We start from the raw sequence: 22,684 nt of genomic DNA on the forward strand, positions 1-22,684 counted from the left end.
GGCAGATCGCGTATGAATGATACTCGCGAAAACAATCCAATTGGCAAGAGCCCAGCGGATAAAAAAAGGCCAGACGATTCTGTAACTACGTCCAAAAGCCTTATTTTCAAGGCCCGGCGCGTTTTCCTGTCAGGTCTTCTTTATGCAGTGCTTTTGAGTGCCTGTATCAATTTGCTACAACTCACTGTGCCCCTCTATATGTTGCAGGTGCATGATAGGGTGTTGAACAGCCGAAGCATGGACACACTGACCATGCTGACGATTCTTGCGATCGGGGCCATGCTGGTGTTTGGTGTGCTGGAGTACATCCGGGCCCTGTCATTTCAGGCCATGGGCAGTGCATTGGTTCGCCGGCTAAACCTCGCGGTTCTCACCGCAGCCGTTCAGGCTTCCGTCAATCAGGGACTGCCAAAAGCGACCCAGACACTGCGCGATCTGACGGAACTGCGCAGCTTTCTGACCTCGCCTGCAATCAATGCGCCGCTCGACGCGGCCTGGTCACCAATCTTCCTTGGTGTGCTGTTCATGTTGCATCCGATGCTCGGTCTGATCGGGCTTGTTGCAGTGATCATCCTGGTAGCTTGTGGCGTGTTGACCGATCTTCTGACCCGCAATCTCATTCAGGAAGCCAATCAGGCCAATGTCGAAGCTGTTGCAAAAATCGGCAGCAGTCTGCGACATGCGGAAGCGATTGAAGCTATGGGCATGCTTCCCGCACTGGCCCGGCGCTGGCGTACGATGCAGGTACAGGCGCTTGACGTGCTTGATCTCGGCGGAACACGCGCCCGCGCCATGTCGTCCATCGCACGTACCGCACGTTTCATCGTGCAGATCGGCTCACTGGGTGCCGGCACACTTCTCGCCATGCAGCAGGAAATCACGGCTGGCGCAATGATCGCAACCAGTATCATCATTGGCCGCTTGCTGATGCCTTTCGACCGCATTGTCGAAAACTGGCGCCAATGGGTGAGCGCAATCGCAAGCTGGAAACGTGTTCAGTCGTTGCTTTCCGAAAATCTTGCTGTCCGTCAGACCATGCCAACCCCGCGCCCCAACGGCGATCTGGTCGTCGACAAGCTGATTTATGCCGCCCCCGGCGTCGATGTGCCGATCATCAAGGGGATTTCTTTCGCCATTTCGCCCGGCGAGGTTCTCGGGATCGTTGGGCCTTCTGCTGCGGGCAAATCCACCTTGGCACGACTGCTGATCGGCATCGTCAAACCAACCTCAGGCGGCGTCTTTCTGGACGGCAACAATGTCTATCTCTGGGAACGAGGCTCATTCGGCGAGATTGCTGGCTATCTTCCGCAATCGGTTTCTCTGCTGGACGGAACGATCAAGGACAATATCGCACGCATGGGCGACAGCGATCCGCAACGGGTTCTCGAAGCAGCGCGCCTTGCCGATGTGCATGAAATGATCGGGCGAATGCCGCTCGGTTATGACACCCCGGTTGGTGATGGACGCTTGACACTCTCAGGCGGTCAGCGTCAGCGCATCGGACTGGCACGCTGCCTTTACAATCGACCCCGACTGATCGTTTTAGATGAGCCGAATTCCAATCTCGATGCGGTCGGTGAACGTGCGTTGATGCGCGCCATCGAACATGCGCGCGACGACGGCGCTATCGTCATCATGATTGCACATCGCCCATCTATCATGCAGGTCGCAGACAAGCTTCTGGTGCTCGACAATGGACGTATCACGCAATTCGGTCCACGAACGGACGTGGTCTCCTCACTCACTCCGGCCGGTACTGGCCCTCAAATGGGAGCGGCAAGCGCATGATAGGCAAGTCCGTTATTCCGCGTCGTGTTTCCAGCCTGCTCGCGCCGCGTGCAGAATCATCCGATCACAAGTCTCTCACCCGATTTGGCTCTGTTAAACCTGAATGGGCACACGACATTGAACAGGAAGATTCCAAATCACCCTTGCGGGGTCTCATCATTGCAGGCCTTGCCACGATAGGCGTTGCTTTTGGCGGCTTCTTCGCCTGGGCTTATTCGGCAAATCTCGGCAGTGCCGCAGTGGCACTCGGCACGGTAATCGTTGATTCCAAGCGCAAGACGATCAGCCATCTCGAAGGCGGAATTCTCGATCGATTGCTGGTGCAGGAAGGCGACATCGTTACCGTTAACCAGCCGCTGCTCCAGCTTGATGCAACCAAAGCACGCTCCGAACTGCAATCGCTGGAAAGCCGTCGTATTGGATTGATTGCCAAGCTTGCACGCCTTCGGGCCGAACAATCAGGCGACAAGGAAATCACCTTTCCGGACCAGTTTTCCGAGGGTGGGGAAAATGCGGAAAACGCAATACGAGCCGAGAATATCTTCTTTCAAAAGCGCCTTGCGCAGAAGCTGAGCAAAATCGACATTCAACAAAAAACCATTGAGCAATATACCGAACAGGAGAAGGCCTCGACCTCGCAGATTGCCGCCACAGATCGTCAGATTGAGCTGATCAGCGAACAGCGTCGGGCGATTGCAAGCCTTGTTGAAAAAGGCTTCGCTCAAAAGTCGAAGCTCACTGAAATCGATACACGCTTGAGCCAGCTTGCAGGTGATCGCGGCGAATATGCTGGTGACAAGGCCAAAGCCGGACAGGCAAAAGCCGGTGCAGAATTTGCACTCACTGGCATCGAGAGCGACCTGCAGTCAGAAATTGCCGGCGAAATCACCTCAAGTCAGGTCGAGCTTTCAGACGTGCAAGAGAGGATCGTTGCAGCCAGGGATGTCATGCGCCGTGTCGAAGTTCGATCCCCACAGCAAGGCATTGTCGCCAATATCAGGCTGCGCACACCGGGTGGCGTTGTAGCTCCGGGCGAACCGATTATGGATATCGTGCCTGAGAACGAACCAATGGTCGTCGAAATGAAAATAAGCCCACGAGATATCGACAGCATCTCGGTGGGAGCAGGCGCACAAATTCGTCTAACCGCATATAATCAGCGCTCAATGCCACCTCTGGATGGCAGGCTTACCTATATTGCGGCCGATCAATCGCTCGATGAAAAGACAGATTCAGCCTATTTCGTGGCGCGCGCCGAGATTACACCCGAAGCAATCGCCGCCAATCCGACGGCAAGGCTTTATCCGGGGATGCCTGCTGAAATCATCATCGTTCACAAAGAACGCAGAGCAATCGACTACCTCGTTTCGCCTATTACAGACAGCCTCAACAGGGCCTTCCGCGAAGACTAACTTCAACCAGGCTACTGATTTGAGCTTCAGATCAGTAGCCCGCCAGGAAGAGTATTTCGCAATATAGATCATCCATAGGTTGAAATTCTCCAACAGGTTCATTTAACGCGAGGCACGATGTGCCTGCTGCCATACCATTGAAATATATTAATTATTATTTCTCATGGGCGATGTTTCAAATTTGGAATTAATTTGCAGTCAAATAAAATGTAAATAGAAATTATAATGATTATAAATATATATTATATTTCTGTTTATAAAACTGTAATATAAATTATTCGTAATAATTTGTTACTTATGGCTGCCAAATTTATACCAACTAATAATGTTGCAATTGTAATTGATGCGGCGCAGACTACTACAAGCATAATGGTCGGACCATTTTCCGGCCTTTTTGTAAATCCATACAGGAACACCCCATACAGGAACACAAGGAGAAGCAGATGGCCACTTTAGAAGGCGGCGCCTACGACGACGTGTTGTTCGGTTCCCGCTTTGACGATTTCATCCGCGCTCATGGCGGTGATGATCTCGTATTCGGAGGTGATGGCAATGACACCATCTTCGGCGATAACGGGAATGACATCCTTTTCGGCGGAAACGGTGATGACCTCCTTTTCGGCGGAAATGGAAATGACGTTCTGTTCGGTGATGCAGGAAACGACGTCCTAAGCGGCGGCAATGGGAACGATGTGCTGTTTGGCGGCGCTGGAGACGATGTTCTCCAGGGCGGCAATGGCTCAGACCTTCTCTTTGGCGGCGATGGGAACGATATCCTGCAAGGTGGAAACGGCAACGACATCCTCGATGGCGGCGCCGGCGATGACATCCTTATCGGCGGTGCCGGTAGTGACGTCTTCTTGTTCAATGGCGGCGGCGGAAACGACGTCATCCTTGATTTCAACCCAGGTGAAGACATCCTCCAGATCCAGCAGGGCATTAACGGCCTTGATGTCAATTCGGCGGATGACCTTGCAGATCGTGTCACGCAGGTTGGTGGAAATGTTGTTGTCGACCTCGGCAACGGCGACACCGTTACCCTCGTGAATACCAGTGCAGACGACGTAACGGCCCATCCCGACCAGTACTTCACTGTTCACTGATTGAACGATTGAGTGCGTGCCCGACATCCTCCCGTCGGGCACGTTCCTTCTTCAACTGCCTTTTGACCTCAATCTTTGGCCTGCCGCATTCTGCTTAGCAATGCGTCCGGGTTTGCATTTCCAACAAGAATGAAAGGGCGCTCACATTGAACCTCGACCATTCGGCGGACACTGAAAGCAAAACTGAGAACCTCTCCATTTGCCGTCTTTGCGCCGATGTGGCTGTGGTCATCTGGGATATTCCCGGCCCGGCTCGCTCAACGACCAAATGCACGCTGGACATGCCTGTCCAGCCCGTCCCCCTGCTCAGCATCGGCATTCCGCTCGAAAGTGGTGGCGTGCGCATGTTCTGGGCCATGCGGACCGGCATCGAACCAATCGAATTATCGCTGTCCGCAGGCTCACTCGGACCTACGGCGCAAGCAATCCTTTATCCGGCGAACGAACTTGCGGCTTTCGACGTGCATCACGTCGTCAGCGATCTCACTTTGCCCGGTCATATCAAGCTTCTGACCAATATCCTCACGACATGGCGCAGCACATTCAGGCTCTCGCGCAATCAGACATTTGCATCCCTCGTGCGTGATCTGACTTTCGCGTTAACACCAGAACCGCGTGAAGCGCAATATTGCGGCGAACCCGTTCAAGGCCATCATCTGCTCGAAACAGCCGTCGATCCGATGCTCGGCGACGTTTCAGCTATTTACGGCGTCACACCGGGCAGTGTGATGGTGATCCCTCCGCGTTTCGTCGCAGGCAAGCAAGCGCGCAACGCGTGGCAACCGTGCCACTTGCTGGTGGAAGCCCCGCAGGATCTGCCATCTTCCCTGTTACTGATCTTAGCCGGTCAAAAAGGCGTCGCTGTCCGCAAACTGGCGGCGCGCTCACCTGAACAGACGGACTTCGCCAAATGGTGGAGCAAATGGCAGGGAAATGGCGATTTACGCGAGTTCCTTGTTCGCCAATTGGGAAAACTCAGTGCTGCAGGCACTGCGGTGGCGATTGATTTGCAGACACGCTCTCCGCTCCCTGTTCGTCAAATCGCACAATCAGCCACCCATCCGGCAGCCGAAATCGACCTCGCACTGGCACTGGATGGCGGGCTGATCGTTGGTGGCTGGATGCACGATCCTGCCAATTTGCTTGCTGATATCGAATATCTGCCCGAAAGTGGCAGCGCAGTTTCCCTGAAGCCGCATTTTCATAAATTTGCAGGCAAGGTCGCAAAGCGTGAAGATACGCCACAGCAAGATGTAACGGGTTTTGTTGCCTGGCTGCCATCCGCAAAAAACCTCGGACCGCTACTACAGCCGCGGTTTCAGATGCGCCTTTCGTCTGGCACAACAGCACCTCTGGTGCCAGCGCCGCAACCTTTTGAACCATCCGCGCAACGCATGCGAATCTTACGATCTGTTCCGCCACAGCAAGCGCGGCCGCATGTGTTTGAGCAAATATTGGCTCCAGCCCTGACAGAAGTTGAAAAGAAGCTCGGCGCGACAGTGCGAATTTCTGAGATCAAAGAGTTTGGAGAGACGCCCGCCTCTCCGCTCGCTTCCATCGTCATCCCACTTTATCGCAATCTCGATTTTCTGCGGTTTCAGTTCTCATCAATGGCAACCGATCCCTGGCTGATGGAAAACGCCGAGTTCATCTTCGTGCTCGATTCTCCTGAAATTCAGGACGACACAGAGCATATGCTGGGTGGCCTGCACATCCTTCATGATATGCCCTTCAAGCTCGCGATCATGAACCGCAATAGCGGTTATGCCCGCGCCTGCAATGCGGGTGCAAGCCTTGCAACCGGCGCCACCATCGTCATGCTGAACTCCGATGTGGTGCCGTCTGAACATGGCTGGTTGCAGCAGCTCATCCAGCCCTTGTTTGATGAACCGAAGCTTGGCGCGATCGGACCGCGTCTTCTGTTCGAAGATGGCTCTCTGCAACATGCCGGGCTCTATTTCGCCCGTGATCGTCAGGGTATCTGGCTTAACCATCATTATCACAAGGGCATGCCCGGTAATTACGCACCGGCGCGCCGTGCCCGCGACGTTCCGGGTGTCACCGGCGCATGCTTGATCACCCGCAAGGATATCTTCGATCTCGTGGGCGGCTATAGCGAGGATTACGTCATCGGTGACTACGAAGACAGCGATCTGTGTCTGAAGATCCGCCAGCTTGGCTTCCAGATATTCTACGAACCAGATGTCGCCCTTTACCATTTCGAGCGCCGCTCAATCCGCCGCAGTGCGGATTATATGCGCGGTCTCGCCAGCCAATATAATTCCTGGCTGCACACACAGCGCTGGGATGAAGAAATCACAGAACTGATGACGCCGCCCCAAGAAGAGAACCCAATGATGGCTCCTTCGAATGTGATCGTGGCCAAATCTGAAAGGAGCGCCGCTTGACCGAAGTGGTAATGCTGAAACAGCCAGAACTTAAAGCCAAACCAGCAATACCCGAAGAACAGATTGACTGGCTGACACAATCTGTTTTGAAGAACCGCTTTCTGCCTTCGCCCGACCCGAACAGCGTTTTTGTCGGCGATGGAGATTATCGTGCGGTTGGCGCTGAGTTTCTCGGCCATTTCATCCGCAAAGGTGGCTTGAAACCCGATGCACGCGTGCTTGATATTGGATCAGGCATTGGCCGCATGGCGGTGCCGCTGACACAATATCTCGATATGGCGAAAGCGCGCTATGCCGGTATCGATCCGGTATCAGGCGGCGTCAATTGGTGCCGACAGAATATCACCGCGCGTTACCCGAATTTCGAATTCCGTCATATTGATATCGCGCATGACCTCTACAATCCGAAAGGCACTGTGAACGGCTTGAGCCTGACACTTCCCTTTGCCGACAAAAGCTTTGACTTTGTCATCATGACGTCTGTGGTCACGCATCTGCCATCTGATGAAGTGAAGACCTATCTTGAGCAGGTATCACGCGTGCTTGCACCGGGCGGAAAACTCTTCATGACAGCATTTGTTGTTGATGATGTTGCAGCCCGCGACCGCTTTGGCAAACGCGACAAGCGCCTCGCCTTTGAACGTCATGGAGCCGGGCCATGCTGGTTTGTGCCGGAACTTCCACCCCTTGCAGCTGTTGGTTTTGAGAACGGATTTCTCGACCGTGCTCTTGCAGGCGCCAGGCTGGAACTTGAGACCAAATCCTTCGGTCATTGGCGTGGCATCAATGCCGATCATTATCAGGATATCTTCATCGCTTCGCGCGGAGGTGTCGCCTGATGGCTCCTCGTGTGCTCATTGCAGCTCATAATCATCCATCGCTTCATCCGGGCGGAACGGAAATTTTCGCCCATGACCTGTTTCGTGCCTACCAGCGCGCGGGATGCGAAGCGATGTTCATGGGTGCTACCAACAAGGTGCATCGTGAAGCACGTCCCGGCACAAGCTTCCAGAGCATCGGCAATGGCGGCGACGAAATTCTGCTGTGGTCGGGGCACTTTGATCGCTTCTATATGAGCCAGATCGATCTTTACGGCATTGTGCCGGATATCGTCGAACTGCTGCGCGATTTCAGGCCCGATGTCGTGCATCTGCATCATCTGTTGCTTTTGGGCGCAGAATTCCCACATATCGTGCGCCGCACACTGCCCGATTGCCGCATCGTCCTGACACTGCATGATTATTATCCCATCTGCCACCATGACGGCCTGATGGTTCGCACCACCGGCAAGGAACTTTGCTATGGTGCAAGCCCTGACCGTTGCCATGCCTGCTTCAAAGACATTGCGCTCGATAAATTCGTATTGCGTGAAAGGCACATCAAATCGCTGCTCAGCGCCGTCGATGCCTTCGTCTCACCGAGCGAATTTCTCAAACAGCGCTATGTCGAATGGGGTCTTGCAGAAGATCGCATTGAGGTCATTCCCAATGGCCAGCCCGAACGGCCAGCAGTCGAATTTCGACGGCAGGAACGGACAAAGCCAACCTTCGGCTATTTCGGCAATCTCAATCCATGGAAGGGCGCAACAGTCCTGCTTGAGGCGGCCCAACAACTCATTTCCGAAGGCTTTGATTTCGAGCTGCGTGTTCACGGAGCAGCACCTTTTCAGAGCGAAAGCTTTGTCAACGAAATCGACCAGCTTTTTACGAATACATGGCCGGTCGTGCAGCGTCGCGGCGCTTATCGCCGCGAAGACATCGCTCAACTCATCCAGTCTGTCGATTGCGCAATCATGCCTTCGATCTGGTGGGAGAATGCACCGCTCGTCATTCAGGAAGCACAGGGGCAGAACCGCCCTGTCATTTGCAGCAATATTGGCGGAATGGCCGAATTGATCACTGATGGCATCAATGGCCTCACCGTTCCGCCCAATGATCCGCTGGCGCTTGCCCAAGCAATGCGACGCATGGCGGAAAACCCGGACCTGCGCCAATCGCTTGGCGAAAACGCACGACACCCGGACACCATCGACACCACAGCAGCCCGCTATCTCGACATGATCGGGTCATTGCGCGCAGCCCGTGTCGAGGCAGCATAAGAGGTAGATCATGAACATCGCGACCAAAATTCCATCCGAGGGGGCACAAAAGCCGGCTGAAGCGCAGAGCGCTTCGCCGACACCTCAAAGGGCTGAAGCCATGAAAGGACGCGTTGACGCCATCGAAGAAGGCCGCCTTTACGGCTGGGCGTTCGATCCTTCCTACCCGACAGAGCGGCTCATTATTCGCGTTCTGCTCGATGACAAGCCAATTGCCGAAGCGCCTGCAGATAAGGACAGACCCGACCTGAAGCGCAATGGCATCGGCGACGGCATGCATGCGTTTGAGGTGATGCTGCCGCAGTTTGCAGTCGCTCGCGCAGGCGAACTGGTCGTGGTTGCCGCCAATGCAGCAGGCATAGAACAGAAACTGCGTGTGCCAAAACCCGATGAACAGGCCGCCGAAGCGCTGATCGCAGCGCCGATGACCCGCATCCTCGACAAGCTCGACATGCTGATGGCATCCCAGCGTCAGTTGCAGGTGAACCAGCGTTCGCTGCAGCGCGCGGCCCCCACCATCGACAGCACTGGCGACGCTTCGCCCACGGACCTGCTCGACATTGCCGGTTCGGTCGATAACCTGCGCACAGACCTGCACCAGCGCATGACCGAGCTTGATGTGCATATCATGCGTATGGACGGCGTGGTGGCCGGTCTTGAACAGCGTATGGAAGACGTACGCAAGCGGAGCAGCGGCGACATCAAAGTTCTCTTCGTGCTCGCCGCCGTCTTGACCGGCTTTGTCGCTGGCACTCTCCTCACACTCGCCGTCATGCCCTGAGGGTCGCCGCATGACACAGGATGAAAGGCCAAATATACAATCCGCAGCCAGAAATGGCCGCACGACCGAGCGCCCTCCCATGATCATGGAAGGCGAAATGGTGGTGGGGTGCGTGATTGAGGACACGCTCGTCCTGGTGCTCGGCATTGGAAGTGCCACCACTGATCAGGTTACAGCGTTTCTCAATGGCGACCCGGCGATGAGCGTGAAAACGAACCTCATAACCTGGCCCTTGAAAGAGCCATCGCCCGCCGGAACACATGGCTTTGTCGCCATCGTGCCGACGAATGTGTTGCGTCGTGGTATCCTCAAGACCATCATGTTCCAGCATCGGGCAAAGGTTGCGCGCTATAATTTTGCATCGCGCTCGGCGTCTGTTCCAGATTTCGTGGCGATGATCGGGGATTTATCCGGGGCGAGCCTTTCAGGCGTCATCGATGAACTCGTTGAGGGCTTGATATCGGGGCCCATCAGCCGGAAGAAATTATCCGCGATCACCGTTCTGCTGCAGGCGGGTGCACGTTCGGATGGATGCATTGAACTGATTGGCGGCAGCGACGAAGGCGATATTTTCGTCCAGGGCTGGGCACAGGATTTAACGCCTGCGGTAACACGGCTTCTGATCAGCGGTAAAAACTCATCACTCGCCGAATGCTCCATCAGTGTTTTTGCGCGCCCTGATCTTGAAGAACAAGCCTCTGGTTTTGCCGGGCTTCTTCTCGCCAATGAGCCGGTCGAGGCCAACGATATTGAGCGTATTTTGTTTCGCGGCCGACGCGGCTGGCGCTTTACCGAAGTTTATGATCGCAGACTTCTCTCAGGCTCGCGCGAAACACCGGCCCATATCCGCGCTATCCTGCCGCGCGTACGCAGTTCCACCGATATTCTTCTGCGCCTGCGTTCTGCAGCCAATCGTTTCGATGGTGCTGATACCGTCTCCGCCCTGCCTTTTCCCGTTCGCATGGGCATCGACAATGTCTTTCGGGTTGAAGGCAGTGGCATATTGATCTCGGGCTGGTTGCTTGATCCCGACAATCACGTTGAAAGCGTGCGGCTTCGGCGCCATCGCGGCGACATCCAGATCGACACGACGTGGACGCGCATCGACCGCTCCGATGTGACCCGCGAGTTTGACAATCATCCGCCCTTCAATGCGGGCCTTGATCCAAGCCGCCATGCCCATGGTTTTGTAGCTTTTGCGCCGGAGCTTGCAGGCGACAGCACGTCTCCTTTCTATCTGGAACTGGCAATCAGCGATGGTCGCCGCGCATTCTTTCCGCTCACCCCAACCCGTGTAACGTCGCGCGATGCCATCGTTCGGCAACTGCGTGCTACCGATCCGAATGCATGGGCGTTGCGCCACATCGTCGATCAGCAGCTTGTGCCATTGTTGCGTGGCGTCAATCGTCCCGCCCCGGAGGTCTTTGGCGTGGTCGATCTTGGCCCCTTTGAGGATGCAATCGGCCCGGCTATTATCATTGGTATTGACGAACGCGTCGAAGAAATCGAACCGCTGCTTGCTCTGCTGGCACTTGATCCTGAAACGCGGATCGCGCCAATTGTGATTGCGGCTGCGACCGAAATCATCGACCGTATCGGCGTACAGATCAGGCGGCTTGCTGACTTTTATCGACTACGTATCCGACTGGTTTCGGCCAACGGCTCGGAAGATCTTTATGATGCGTTTGAAGTTGGCGCACGAACAGTTTCCACTGATCAGGTCATCTTTCTCGCTGGCTCTTTGTTGCCGCGCCGTTCGGGCTGGCTCAACAAATTGGTCAGCGCCTATGAAACGCATAAAGATTGCGTGCTTTCGCCGACACTTGCCTATGAAGATGACTCGATCCGCTGGGCGGGAACATGGGTGGCAGGCCCGCAATCGGATCGTGCCCTTATCAGCCGCTATGCTGGTTATCCGATTGATGCCATATCGGGCATGCAATTGACGGAAGTGGCAACTGCAACCTTCGAATGCTGCATCATGCCCCGCGAAGCTTTATTCACCGCTGGTGGTTTTACCCGCGGTTATCTCGGCACCCATGAAAAGGGTCTCGACCTCGGCTTGAAACTCAAGCAATCCGGCCTGCGCTCCTATTGGCTGCCTTCCGCACAGATGCTCGGCGCGGATGACGTTTCGGTAACGGATAAAGCATCCACCATCGCGCTTATTGAGCGCATAGATCGTCAGGTTTTTGATGCACGCTGGTCTGCAATTCTTGCAGGCAAGCGCAAGGTCGCGCTGGAGGAGCCCGCATGAGCGAAAAACTCCGTGTTCTCGTCATTTCCCATGCCCACCCATCGATCTCACTCGGCGGCGGTGAAATCGCATCCTACAATCTACACAAGGGATTGAATGCGACACCGGGCGTTCAGTCGGTTTATCTGGCACGAGCCAGCCACCCTATCCCCCGCCACGGCACCACAGCACTGATGAGCATGCGGCGTGCGAGTGACGAGATTCTGTTTCACGCCGACGAATATGATCACTTTTATCTGTCCAACAAGAACACCGACGAAATCCGCCGCGATCTTTTGCGGTTCGTGCGCGATTTCGACCCGGATATCGTTCACTTCCATCATGTGCTCGGTCTCGGTCTCGAAACGCTTTATGCCATCCGCGAGACTTTGCCGGATCGCATCATTCTGGTGACTTTCCACGAGTTCCTTTCCATCTGCAACAATGACGGGCAGATGGTGAAAGCGGGCACATCAAAGCTCTGCAATGAAGCTTCCCCGATTGATTGCCATGCCTGCTTTCCGCAGATACCGCCTGCCCGCTTTTTGAAGCGCGAACGCTTTGTGCGTGGCATGCTGGAACTCGCTGATGCTTTTGTGTCGCCGAGTGAGTTTCTGGCAAATCGTTATCGCGAATGGGGGATCAATCCCGAAAAGATGACAGTCATTGAAAATGGCATCGCGATCACGCAGACAACGCCACCCCGAGAACTGACTGGCCCTGACCCGCGGCGCAGCCGCTTTGCGTTCTTCGGACAGATCAATCCGTTCAAGGGTATCGATGTGCTTATCGATGCAGTGTCGCGCGTCCCCGAACAGGTCTGGGGCGAGGATTCCCGCCTGATGATTTTTGGCGGCAACCTTGAAAAGCAACCGCCAGCCTTTCAGGAACGCATGCAGAAGCTGATTGAGGAGGCAGGTCCGCGCGTTCGCTTCTATGGCGCTTATCAGAATGCCGAAATGCCACGCCTTATGCAGTCAGTCGATTGGGTTGTTATGCCCTCGATATGGTGGGAAAACTCACCCATCGTCATTCAGGAAGCGCTGCATCATCGGCGACCCGTCATCTGCTCCAACATTGGCGGCATGGCTGAAAAAATTCGCGATGGAGAGGATGGTCTTCATTTCCGCGTCCGCAGTGCTGAAGATCTGGCCGATCGCTTTACCGAAGTGCTGAGCGATCAGAATATCTGGAACCGCTTGCATCAATCCATCCGCAAACCGGTTCATTATGTCGATTGTGCGAGCGCGCATCTCGAACTTTACAACCAATTGCGCGAGGCCAAACCTCGCAGACTGAAACCAGCGGTCACAGAAACCGCACTTTCTCAGGCAAGCTGAGCCTGGCTTGTTTGCATTTACTTACAAAAGAAGGAATAGCCTATGGCACGCGCCCTCGTCATGATCCCGGCAGGAGAAGTGTACGATCACGACAATGTCCGCTGGTATCGTCATACTGACGTGCAGGGCAGCATCAACCACTATCACAATATTGGCGATGCTTTCGTTTTTGAATCCTCACTGAAACTCATGAATTACGAGAAGGCGTCCGAGCTGCCGATCACCAATTTTTCACCCGAAAAGATTGATCAGCTGCGGGAAGAATATGATTATGTGATCCTTCGCGGCTCGAACTACATCAACAAAGACATGAACTGGCGCGACACGATCCCGGTGCTCCAGCGGTTGAAACTGCCTGTTATTGCCTTTGGCGTTGGTGCGCAGGCGCCGGTGCGCGGCGAAATCCAGCTTTCAGAAGAAACAAAAGCGGTTCTGCGCATGATCGCCGATTCAACTGTTTCTGTCGGTGTACGCGGAGCTTATACAGCGCAAGTGCTCAACGATATTGGCATTCAAAATGTCCGTATCATTGGCTGTCCGACCGCGTTTCGTCGCAACAATCAACATCTGCGCATCAAACTGCCGCCGCTCGAAGACGTTAAACAGGTCGGCGTCACGGTCCGCCGCGAGGTTTCGCCAGCCTACGCGCAGGACATTGAACAATATCTGACCCGCCATCGCGATCTTATCCGCACAATGGCTGGACGCTTCGATGTGACATTGATGGCGCAGGGCGAAATAGAAGAAAAGAAGTTGATGTTCGGCACGCCCGAACAGAAGGAAGAAGCGATAGAAGCTCTCAAAGCACATCGCTGGACGGCTGACTGGTATTTCGATGACGAGATCGAGAACCTTTATCGCCATCGTATGTTTTATTCCGATGTCGTGGCCGATTACGAAAATCTTGTGCGTGAGCAGCAACTGGTCCTTGGCTATCGCCTGCACGGTAACCTGATGGCGCTCGCCAATGGCATTCCATCAATCTACTTTACCTATGACAGCCGAACTGCCGAGTTTGCCGAAACCTATAAAATCCCGAGTTATGATGTCTTCAGCGAGAAAGCATTTCGTCTGGAGGACTATTGGGACCAGTCGTTATTCGACAAATATAACCGCGCATGGTTTGAAACCTATGCTGAGATGAAACAGTTTCTCGATGAAAACGGTGTCGATAATAAAATGACCGACACCGGCTTGCCGATTGCAGAGCTGAAGGTCGCCTGATTTCTCATTGCGTCATAGATGTAAGCTATAGTGAGCGTCCGGAATGCTAAACCAGTCTGGTCACGACATCTCGCAATGACGATTGCCAATGCGGCGCAGACCAGTTGAACACCTTCTGGAATTTTGCAGTCGACAGGCGCGAATTGGCAGGCCTTGTAGCCTTGGTTGGATAATCGGCTGTCGCGATATCTGTAACAGTCGCAGTCGGCCCGCCAAGCTTGGTGCTTTCATCGAAGATTGCACGTGCGAAGCCGCTCCAGTTCGTGTCACCTGTACCAACCAGATGATAAACGCCATAAGCGGAGAAGTCCGGCGTTACCGCCAGATGATCCGCCACCTGAATAATCGCATCAGCAATATCAAGCGCACTGGTCGGATTGCCCTTTTGGTCAGAAACGACCGAGAGAGCATCGCGGGTTTCAGCGAGCTTCAGCATCGTCTTGACGAAATTTTTGCCGAAGGGACTATAGACCCACGCCGTTCGCAAAATGATGTGCCGTGGATTGGCTAGTGCAACGAGACGCTCGCCTTCGAGCTTGGAGCTTCCATAAACGCTGCGAGGTCCGGTTTTATCCGCTTCGACATAGGGTTCTTCGGCATCACCCGCAAAAACATAATCTGTCGACAGGTGGATGATGGGAACACCGCAGGCCTTTGCTGCTTCGGCAACGGCTTTAGCGCCCGTTGCATTCACCGCAAATGCCAGTTCGCGCTCATCTTCAGCCAGATCCACTGCCGTATAGGCGGCAGCGGAGACAACGAGGTCGGGCTTGAGCGCCTCAATGGCACTTCGCACGGTTTCCGGCTTCGTCAAATCCAGTTCCGGGCGACCCAGCGCAATCACCTGCAGATTGGGTTGTTGAGATGCCTTCTCAAGAAGGCTCAGGACAACCTGCCCTTCCCGCCCGGTGACGAGGATTTTCATGCGTTGGCCTCTTTGTCTGGCGTGCTGCCCAGGCGCTCACCAGCATAGGTACTACTGCGGATCGGTTCCCACCACCAGCTATTGTCGAGATACCACTGAATGGTTTTATCCAGACCTGTCTCGAAAGTTTCCTGTGGCTTCCAGCCCAGCTCGCGCTCGATCTTCGAAGCGTCGATCGCATAACGACGGTCATGACCGGGACGATCCGTCACGAAGGTGATCAGGTCGGCATAGCTCTTGCCGTTTGCACGTGGCCGCTTCTTGTCGAGAATGGCGCAGATTGTCTCTACAACGTTCAAATTGGTACGTTCTGCCCGTCCGCCAATGTTGTAGCTCTCACCCAGCTTGCCTGTAGTCGCGACCAAAGCCAACGCGCGTGCATGATCCTCAACGTAGAGCCAGTCACGCACATTCGCACCTGCACCGTAAACCGGCAAAGGCTTCTCATCGAGCGCGTTAAGAATAACAAGCGGGATCAGCTTTTCAGGGAAATGGAACGGGCCATAATTGTTTGAGCAATTAGACAGGACCACCGGCAATCCATAAGTTTCATGCCATGCACGAACCAGATGATCGGACGCAGCTTTCGAAGCCGAATAAGGCGACGACGGCTGATACGGAGTTTCTTCCGTGAAAATACCGCTGTCGAACGGCAGATCGCCAAACACTTCATCCGTCGAAATATGATGAAACCGGAAAGCCGATTTGCGCGGCTCCGGCAGCTCGCGCCAGTAAGCGAGTGCGGCATTGAGCAGGCGGAACGTTCCCACAATATTCGTTTCGATGAATGCACCTGGACCATCGATGGAACGGTCAACGTGGCTTTCCGCAGCCAAATGCATGACCACGTCGATTTCATTGGCGCGCAAGGCTTCCAACACACCGGTATCATCGCAGATGTCAGCCTGAAGAAAGCTGTAATTCGGATGGTTTTCGATCTGACGGAGAGACGCCAAGTTGCCCGCATAGGTCAGCTTATCGAGATTGACGACGTTGACCTTTGGATCAGAAGCCAGATGCCGACAGACGGCCGAACCAATAAACCCTGCTCCACCGGTAACGAGAATATTCATATCATTTCCTCAAGCAAAAACTTCTGCGTCAGCAAAAAGCGGGGCCTTCTGATCCTTGTCCGAAAGCTGGACGCCTGAAGAAGGAAGTGGCCATTCAATACCGATAGCCGGATCGTCAAAACGGATGGACCGGTCGTGTTCGGGAGAATAATAATTTGTCACCTTGTAGATAACTTCAGTGTTCTCCACGAGCGTCATGAAGCCGTGTGCAAAACCTTTCGGCACCAAAATCTGGTTCCACTTTTCAGCGGAGACTTCCAGCGCCACCCACTTGCCAAAAGTCGGCGAGCTTTTGCGAATATCGACCGCAACATCAAGGATCGCTCCCCGGATCACGCGGACCAGCTTATCCTGTGCAAAGGGCGGCAACTGATAATGGAGACCACGCACCACGCCCTTTGCAGCGGAATAAGAATGATTATCCTGAACAAAAGTCAGATCAATACCGGCTTCGGCGAATGATTTCGCATTGTAGGTTTCGGAGAAAAATCCACGGTCATCGCCGAATTTACGCGGGCTGATTTCTAGAAGACCTCCCAGTCCCTGAGCTCGAACGATCATTGGGCACTCCCAATTTCCTCAACCCGTCGCCGCAGATAGGCGGCATATTCGGTCTGCCCAAGTTTCTCCGCCCGTTCAAGAACGGCTTCGCTACTCAGCCAGCCATTTTCAAGACCGATCTCTTCAGGGCAGGCTATCTTGATCCCCTGCCGCTTCTCGATTGTGCGCACAAACGATGAAGCATCCTGCAAACTGTCATGCGTTCCGGTATCAAGCCAGGCATAACCCCGTCCTAACTGCTGGACCGTCAGATCACCGCGCTGAAGATAGATATTGTTGATGGCTGTGATCTCCAGTTCGCCACGCGCGGAGGGCTTTAAAGAAGAGGCTATTTCAATGACGTCGTTATCATAGAAATATAGCCCCGTTACAGCCCATGAAGATTTAGGTTTAACCGGCTTTTCTTCAATAGAGATTGCTTGACCCGTTTCGCGATTAAACTCTACCACACCATAACGCTGGGGATCTTCAACACGATAAGCAAAGACTGATCCGCCTTTTTTTATCTGCGCAGCCGTTTGGCAAAGATAGGAAAGACCGTCGCCGAAGTAGATATTGTCGCCAAGGATCATCGCTACGTTATCATTGCCGATAAACTCGCGTCCAATGATAAAAGCTTCAGCAAGACCATTTGGGTTAACTTGTTCCGCGAACGAGAACTTCACACCGAATTCGTCACCATTGCCAAGCAGCTTCCGGAAAAGCGGTAAATCGTGTGGTGTGGAAATGATCAGTATATCCTTTATTCCCGCAAGCATCAGAACACTTAGCGGGTAGAAGATCATTGGCTTGTCGTAAATTGGCAAGAGTTGTTTCGAGACGGCTACGGTGAGTGGATAAAGACGCGTACCGCTCCCACCGGCGAGAATAATTCCCTTCATCAAAACCTCATTCGCATTCTGACAGGATGTTCCATCATATTGAGAACTTAGAGTACCTCAGTAGCTTTACATACGAATGATAAAATTGCATGGCGGCAATAAGACTGCCGCTATAGAATCCCGCTTTCATTGCAAACGCTTCCAATTGTAAGCTAATTGTTGCGATAAGAGTCTGCTGTGCCTAGTTAGTTGAGTTTGGCTTTGGCTGCGTATATGCAGTAAAACTAGTACCGCCGAATACCCGTCCTCCCACCGGAAAACCGATATGAGTGAAAAGAAAATATATAATACAATTCAAAGGGTTATCTTCCCAACAGTCGCAGAAATAGATAAATCGTCGCTGTTCGTAAGATGGCCTGATGGTGGTGCTACTGCTTCAGCCGATATGTTCGGAATCAATCTTTCCAAAGGAACAGTGTTAGATTTATCGACCTTTTTCAACTCTTTCAGCCATAAAAAATGGCTCGACCTAACTGGTCTGCAAAATCTTAGCGTTAGATTTGAAGGGACAGGAAAATTTTTGATTAAGATTCTCTGCTATACAGAGACAGCGGCCGCTTCGAATATACTGGAGAAAGAATTAATACTGTCGGGTGAGGAATCTATATTAGAACTACCAAATCTTGATGGAATAGATGGAAATATTATCGCATTAAATATACGGTCTCTGCAGGAAGACTCACATATTAAATGTCTTGAATGGGTAACTTTAGAAGTACCTAAACGTGCCGTTAAACTCGCCGCTGTAATTACAACTTTCAAACGCGAATTGCCTGCTCAGCGGGCCATTGATAAATTTAAAGATGTTATTATTCCCCATTCACCGCACACGCCGATTGAATTATTCGTTATCGACAACGGCCAATCCCTCGATATTTCAATCGAAAATACTGCCATCCACCTGATCCCCAATCCAAACTTGGGAGGAGCGGGCGGTTTTGCTCGCGGTCTGAAAGAAGTACAGGACAGAAACCAGTTTACACATACTCTGTTCATGGATGACGACGCAGCATGTGAACCAGAAAGCGTCTGGCGCACTTGCGCATTGCTTTCATATGCTCACGACACAAAATTAAGCGTGGCAGGAGGGATGTTTCATACTGAAACACCAACCGTTCAGTATGAAAAAGGCGCAACGCTTTTGTTGAACGGTAACGGGCCTGTTTGGGCGACCCATTATCATAACCGCGACCTTTCCGACATCGCCGTTGTCGCAAGCAATGATTATGGGGACTGGGCAAATTATGGCGCGTGGTGGTTCTTCGCATTCCCCCTTTCGGAAATTTCACAATATCCATTTCCGTTTTTTGTGCGTGGCGACGATACAGATTTTAGCATTGCAAACAATTTAAGAATTGCAACGATGAACGGTATTGCCACTTGGTGTGAGAATTTTGGATATAAGGTTTCGCCTTCAGTGGAATATCTCGCTCATCGGAGTTGGCTAGCTTTAGCATTACTTCATGGAGACGCTGAGAAGGTAAAGAGCGTTTACAAGCATTGCTTGAAGCATGCACTCCTGATGACGCTAAGATTCCAATACGCATGCGCGCATGCTGTGTTAGACGCAATTGAGGATGTATCTAAGGGGCCGGAGTTTTTCTCAAATAATCCAGCACCGATAGAAAAACTAAGCTCCTTTAAAAACATATATCCGCCGTTAAAAGTAACTGCGGAAGATTTTCTTAAAATTGTTCCAGTACCTAGAACGTCTCCCGGCGCTCGCCGTCTTATCGGACTGCTTACCCTAGGCGGACTTTTGCTACCCAAATCCAAGTTGAGAGACAAATACGCACATACACGGATACCTTGGGAAGCTGGGCAATGGAATCTACTAAGGTTAAATGGAGCGGTGTATGGAGTTGGGGAAAATCTGTCGTTGTTTAAGCGTGACAGAACTGCTCTGGCAAAAGTTATGCGTCGTATATTGAAGGCCAGAGTAACAGTTTTCAGAAACTTATCCCACCTTCAGTCAGATTATAAAGCAGCGGGTGTAAAAATTCGCACAAAGGAATATTGGGAAAAGCTGTTTACAGCTAAAAAGGGATAAACATGGAAAGTATTCAAAACAAAAAAATCGCGATTCTGATGCTGGCCTGCAAAGATTATGAAGCTACGGAACTCGCCTTGGCTTGTCATATGTCCTACGGCAACCCAGATATTCCTTTTTTTATACTTCAGAATTGTCGTGGAAGCTATGATGCAGAAAGAACGTTGCAAGTAGCCAAGCGGTATCAATCTCTTTACCCAAAGCAGATACGGGTAATTGACAATATTGGACCTGCTTATCCTTATAAATCCATTTCGGAGCTTTTGACATCCGAACAGTTTATGGAATTTGACCTTATCTGCAAGGTCGATGATGACGCCTTTCCAATCACGCCTGGTTGGATTGAAAATCTTCTGACGCTTTGGGATCGAAAGTACGCAGAACATGGTGATCAACTGGCGTATGTTACCCCACTCATAAACAATAACTGTTGGGGATTCCCCGAAATTCTTAAAGTGATGAATCTGGAAGAGGAATACTTCAAGAAATATGCTCGCGATCATTATGCTGGAGCAGGCAGCGATAAGAAGATTCATCCGGCGAAAGAGATTGTTACGGGAACTGACGGTACAATCTGGCAGCTCCCGTATCTGGCGCGTTGGATTCACGAAAAAACAACCCTCAAACCAGATGAGTTTGTCAACGCTACAAAAGAATTAACGGCTGTTGAAATTCCATCCGTCGACAGATATTCGATTGGTTGCATTCTTTTCAAAAAGAGTTTTTGGCAAAAAATAGATGACGGAGGGCGCGATGACGAACACATGATGCATCAATATTGCAGAAAGAATAATCTACTAATCTTCTGCCAACGTTCAATACCATTCTCACATATGGCATATTTTAACCAGAGAGAAGAGAACCGGGATATAGTTTCTGCCGCTCAAGAAGTATACCAGAAGCGACTTTCTCTCTACCCTATCCTATCGGTCTTCGTAAAACGCGTGAACTAGAAATAGAAGCTCGGCTACGCTGGATGGAATCAAACAGCATCGGTAGCAAAGATCCAAATTTCCAGGCTGCAGTAGGTGGCCTCGGCAGCTCTAATCTCTCTCTCCAGAAGAGTTTGGGGTTCGTGCATTCAAGGGAGTTGTACGCGCCATTCTTTATAAGCTGAGGCTATCGTCACGGCGACCGTAGAAAAATTCTGACGTGTTCACTTATCTCATCTAATGGAATATCCAGGGCTATAATCTATTTAGCCTTGGATGTTCTTTAAAGAATTCAACCTTATCCCGTTTTATTTAAACAGCGCAAAAAAAACCACCTCAAAGGCGCGGTAATTTTCCAGGCCCGACTATTGAGAATCAAATTTCTTGCTGTTTTCTCTTGCTTGAGCTCTTCACTAATTCGCTCAACTTCCGCCAACATTGCGTCGAGCTTAGCTTGTAAATTATTCAACTGACTTAACAATTCGGAATTAGATTCAAGCTGTTGGGCATATAGTTTTTGGGTTTCCTCCCGCTCAGCTCTAATATCCTCACAATGGCGGTTCGAATTTTCGAGTAAACGGAGATTATTTGACCAAATATCAATGAAGTCAATTGGCAGAGCATTTGGCTTTTCATGCGGGGCGAAAATCGCATGCTCCATTTTTTTTTCTTCTTACTTACGAATGAATCCCGAGCCGTCTTATTGAAGGTTGGCAACTTACGATTCAATTCGTTTGACATGGCACTGTAAATATCCTCATCAAGATCGTTATTTAGTACAGGCCAGTTGCTGCCCATCTTGCGGACAGCCTTATGCTTGGTGTCATAGTAACCAGTTGTGCTAAGCGCCACCCCGCTGTACCCTGACAGGGATGCCAAAAAATGCGGATGGTATCGTGATGTGATAACCAATCCACCATCACTTACCGGGAATCCGCTTTCAGTGAGCTGCCTTGGATCCAGAGAAGAAATACTGAAGCCGTGATTTTCGAGTACGCTTCGGAGTTCAGTGCTTGGGCCGGCAACATCAGCAGACATCGCAGCTGCATACACGATGTTATGAATCCCATGTGTTTTCAACAGCTCCATTGAAGCCGGACTAAACAGATCTGAGACAATATGATCGCCTGGGAATAGATCATTCTGAAGGCAAATCACGAGCGTGGGCACACCTATATTCTGAAGCGGATATTTTGGGGGGCCATCATGAATAAACAGGAGCGCGTCATCACCTGAAAAACTTAAATGCTCAGGCACCGACATCTTCAATAATTCGTATGATTCGGTATCCCTTACATCCACATAGTCAAAAGTAGACAAGATACCAGTTAATCCGGAAATGTCCTCCGATTTGACCGGCGAAAGTCCAAGGCCTGTTGCTATGATACGCGCAGCTGATCTCCACGCGAGGAGACGAGCGAGCAACAAGAGGATGTAGTTTGCCGGCCATAACGCATTCAGATATCCACCGCCAATGATATGGATTTGATCAATATTATAATGCGCAAGCGCATCGACACAGTTGATTGCCTTCCAAGCTCGACTTGGTTCCCGAAAACCATCATGAATACTACGCCACGAACTCGATGATTTCTGCTCTTGGTCGGGAACGACAGAATATGTGCAAGCCCATAGACTTTCATCCGATTTTAACGTGTAGACGTCGCCTCCGACAAACTGGGCAACATTATCTGGATTGTACCCGTCGCACAGTATTTCTGCATCATTATCTGCTTCTCTAATTGCTTTTATCCAAGCAGACAGTATAATTTCGTCGCCGAAGTTTGGGCCGCCGACCGCACCAATTAATAAGTATTTAGCCATCAGACAACTTACTTTCACATTGTTTTTCGACGAATAATGCTGATGCTT

The 22,684-nt window shown here is 51.9% G+C and carries 17 protein-coding genes; 12 read left to right on the forward strand and 5 right to left on the reverse strand.

Translation table 11 applies throughout. The features are described 5' to 3' along the window. Positions 1–12 precede the first annotated feature (12 nt). The 10 genes from C9380_RS17785 to C9380_RS17830 all read left to right on the forward strand — a co-directional run bounded on the left by C9380_RS17785 (position 13) and on the right by C9380_RS17830 (position 14,390). Positions 13–1,788, forward strand: a complete 1,776-nt coding sequence (locus C9380_RS17785) for a type I secretion system permease/ATPase (protein WP_100557450.1) — start codon at positions 13–15, stop codon at positions 1,786–1,788. Beyond that, complete coding sequence (locus C9380_RS17790; protein WP_024896036.1) at positions 1,785–3,200, forward strand: HlyD family type I secretion periplasmic adaptor subunit; 1,416 nt, start codon at positions 1,785–1,787, stop codon at positions 3,198–3,200. The genes C9380_RS17785 and C9380_RS17790 overlap by 4 nt, the downstream gene beginning before the upstream one ends. 443 nt (positions 3,201–3,643) lie before the next feature. After that, positions 3,644–4,303: a calcium-binding protein gene (locus C9380_RS17795; protein WP_024896037.1), complete on the forward strand. Its 660-nt coding sequence runs from the start codon at positions 3,644–3,646 to the stop codon at positions 4,301–4,303. A gap of 146 nt (positions 4,304–4,449) precedes the next feature. Next, positions 4,450–6,711: a glycosyltransferase family 2 protein gene (locus C9380_RS17800; protein ID WP_128094169.1), complete on the forward strand. Its 2,262-nt coding sequence runs from the start codon at positions 4,450–4,452 to the stop codon at positions 6,709–6,711. Continuing rightward, positions 6,708–7,550 (forward strand): class I SAM-dependent methyltransferase, encoded by an 843-nt coding sequence (locus tag C9380_RS17805; RefSeq protein WP_105534797.1) that lies wholly within the window; start codon positions 6,708–6,710, stop codon positions 7,548–7,550. Before C9380_RS17800 ends, C9380_RS17805 begins: the two co-directional genes overlap by 4 nt. After that, positions 7,550–8,809, forward strand: a complete 1,260-nt coding sequence (locus C9380_RS17810; protein WP_128094170.1) for a glycosyltransferase family 4 protein — start codon at positions 7,550–7,552, stop codon at positions 8,807–8,809. Before C9380_RS17805 ends, C9380_RS17810 begins: the two co-directional genes overlap by 1 nt. A 10-nt stretch (positions 8,810–8,819) precedes the next feature. Beyond that, positions 8,820–9,590 carry a hypothetical protein gene (locus tag C9380_RS17815; RefSeq protein ID WP_128094171.1) on the forward strand — a complete coding sequence of 257 codons (771 nt, stop codon included), beginning with the start codon at positions 8,820–8,822 and terminating at the stop codon, positions 9,588–9,590. 10 nt (positions 9,591–9,600) lie between these two features. Then, positions 9,601–11,847, forward strand: a complete 2,247-nt coding sequence (locus C9380_RS17820; RefSeq protein ID WP_128094172.1) for a hypothetical protein — start codon at positions 9,601–9,603, stop codon at positions 11,845–11,847. Beyond that, the gene (locus C9380_RS17825) at positions 11,844–13,166 is read left to right on the forward strand and encodes a glycosyltransferase family 4 protein (RefSeq protein ID WP_128094173.1); all 1,323 of its coding nucleotides are present in this window, start codon (positions 11,844–11,846) and stop codon (positions 13,164–13,166) included. The genes C9380_RS17820 and C9380_RS17825 overlap by 4 nt, the downstream gene beginning before the upstream one ends. Positions 13,167–13,208: 42 nt before the next feature. After that, positions 13,209–14,390 (forward strand): polysaccharide pyruvyl transferase family protein, encoded by a 1,182-nt coding sequence (locus tag C9380_RS17830; RefSeq protein ID WP_105706527.1) that lies wholly within the window; start codon positions 13,209–13,211, stop codon positions 14,388–14,390. 46 nt (positions 14,391–14,436) lie between these two features. Here the strand turns inward: C9380_RS17830 and rfbD are convergent, their stop codons facing one another. The 4 genes from rfbD to rfbA are packed head-to-tail and all read right to left on the reverse strand — an operon-like array spanning position 14,437 to position 17,830. Then, entirely contained in the window at positions 14,437–15,315 is an 879-nt protein-coding gene (rfbD, locus tag C9380_RS17835; protein WP_128094174.1) for a dTDP-4-dehydrorhamnose reductase, read from the reverse strand. Continuing rightward, positions 15,312–16,388, reverse strand: coding sequence for a dTDP-glucose 4,6-dehydratase (gene rfbB, locus C9380_RS17840; RefSeq protein ID WP_128094175.1), 1,077 nt, complete (start codon positions 16,386–16,388; stop codon positions 15,312–15,314). The genes rfbD and rfbB overlap by 4 nt, the downstream gene beginning before the upstream one ends. Before the next feature lie 9 nt (positions 16,389–16,397). Beyond that, a complete protein-coding gene (gene rfbC / locus C9380_RS17845) occupies positions 16,398–16,949 on the reverse strand; it encodes a dTDP-4-dehydrorhamnose 3,5-epimerase (RefSeq protein ID WP_128094176.1) in 552 nt (183 codons plus the stop codon). After that, positions 16,946–17,830: a glucose-1-phosphate thymidylyltransferase RfbA gene (gene rfbA, locus C9380_RS17850; RefSeq protein WP_128094177.1), complete on the reverse strand. Its 885-nt coding sequence runs from the start codon at positions 17,828–17,830 to the stop codon at positions 16,946–16,948. Before rfbA ends, rfbC begins: the two co-directional genes overlap by 4 nt. 265 nt (positions 17,831–18,095) lie before the next feature. Between rfbA and C9380_RS17855 the strand changes: the two genes are divergently transcribed. Beyond that, entirely contained in the window at positions 18,096–19,880 is a 1,785-nt protein-coding gene (locus C9380_RS17855; protein WP_128094178.1) for a glycosyltransferase family 2 protein, read from the forward strand. A gap of 2 nt (positions 19,881–19,882) precedes the next feature. After that, positions 19,883–20,833, forward strand: coding sequence for a hypothetical protein (locus tag C9380_RS17860; protein WP_128094179.1), 951 nt, complete (start codon positions 19,883–19,885; stop codon positions 20,831–20,833). 453 nt (positions 20,834–21,286) lie between these two features. Here C9380_RS17860 and C9380_RS17865 read toward each other — a convergent pair whose 3' ends face one another. Continuing rightward, a complete protein-coding gene (locus C9380_RS17865; RefSeq protein WP_128094180.1) occupies positions 21,287–22,636 on the reverse strand; it encodes a polysaccharide pyruvyl transferase family protein in 1,350 nt (449 codons plus the stop codon). Positions 22,637–22,684 lie beyond the last annotated feature (48 nt).

This window comes from Brucella pituitosa (assembly GCF_003049685.1).
Taxonomy (GTDB): domain Bacteria; phylum Pseudomonadota; class Alphaproteobacteria; order Rhizobiales; family Rhizobiaceae; genus Brucella; species Brucella pituitosa.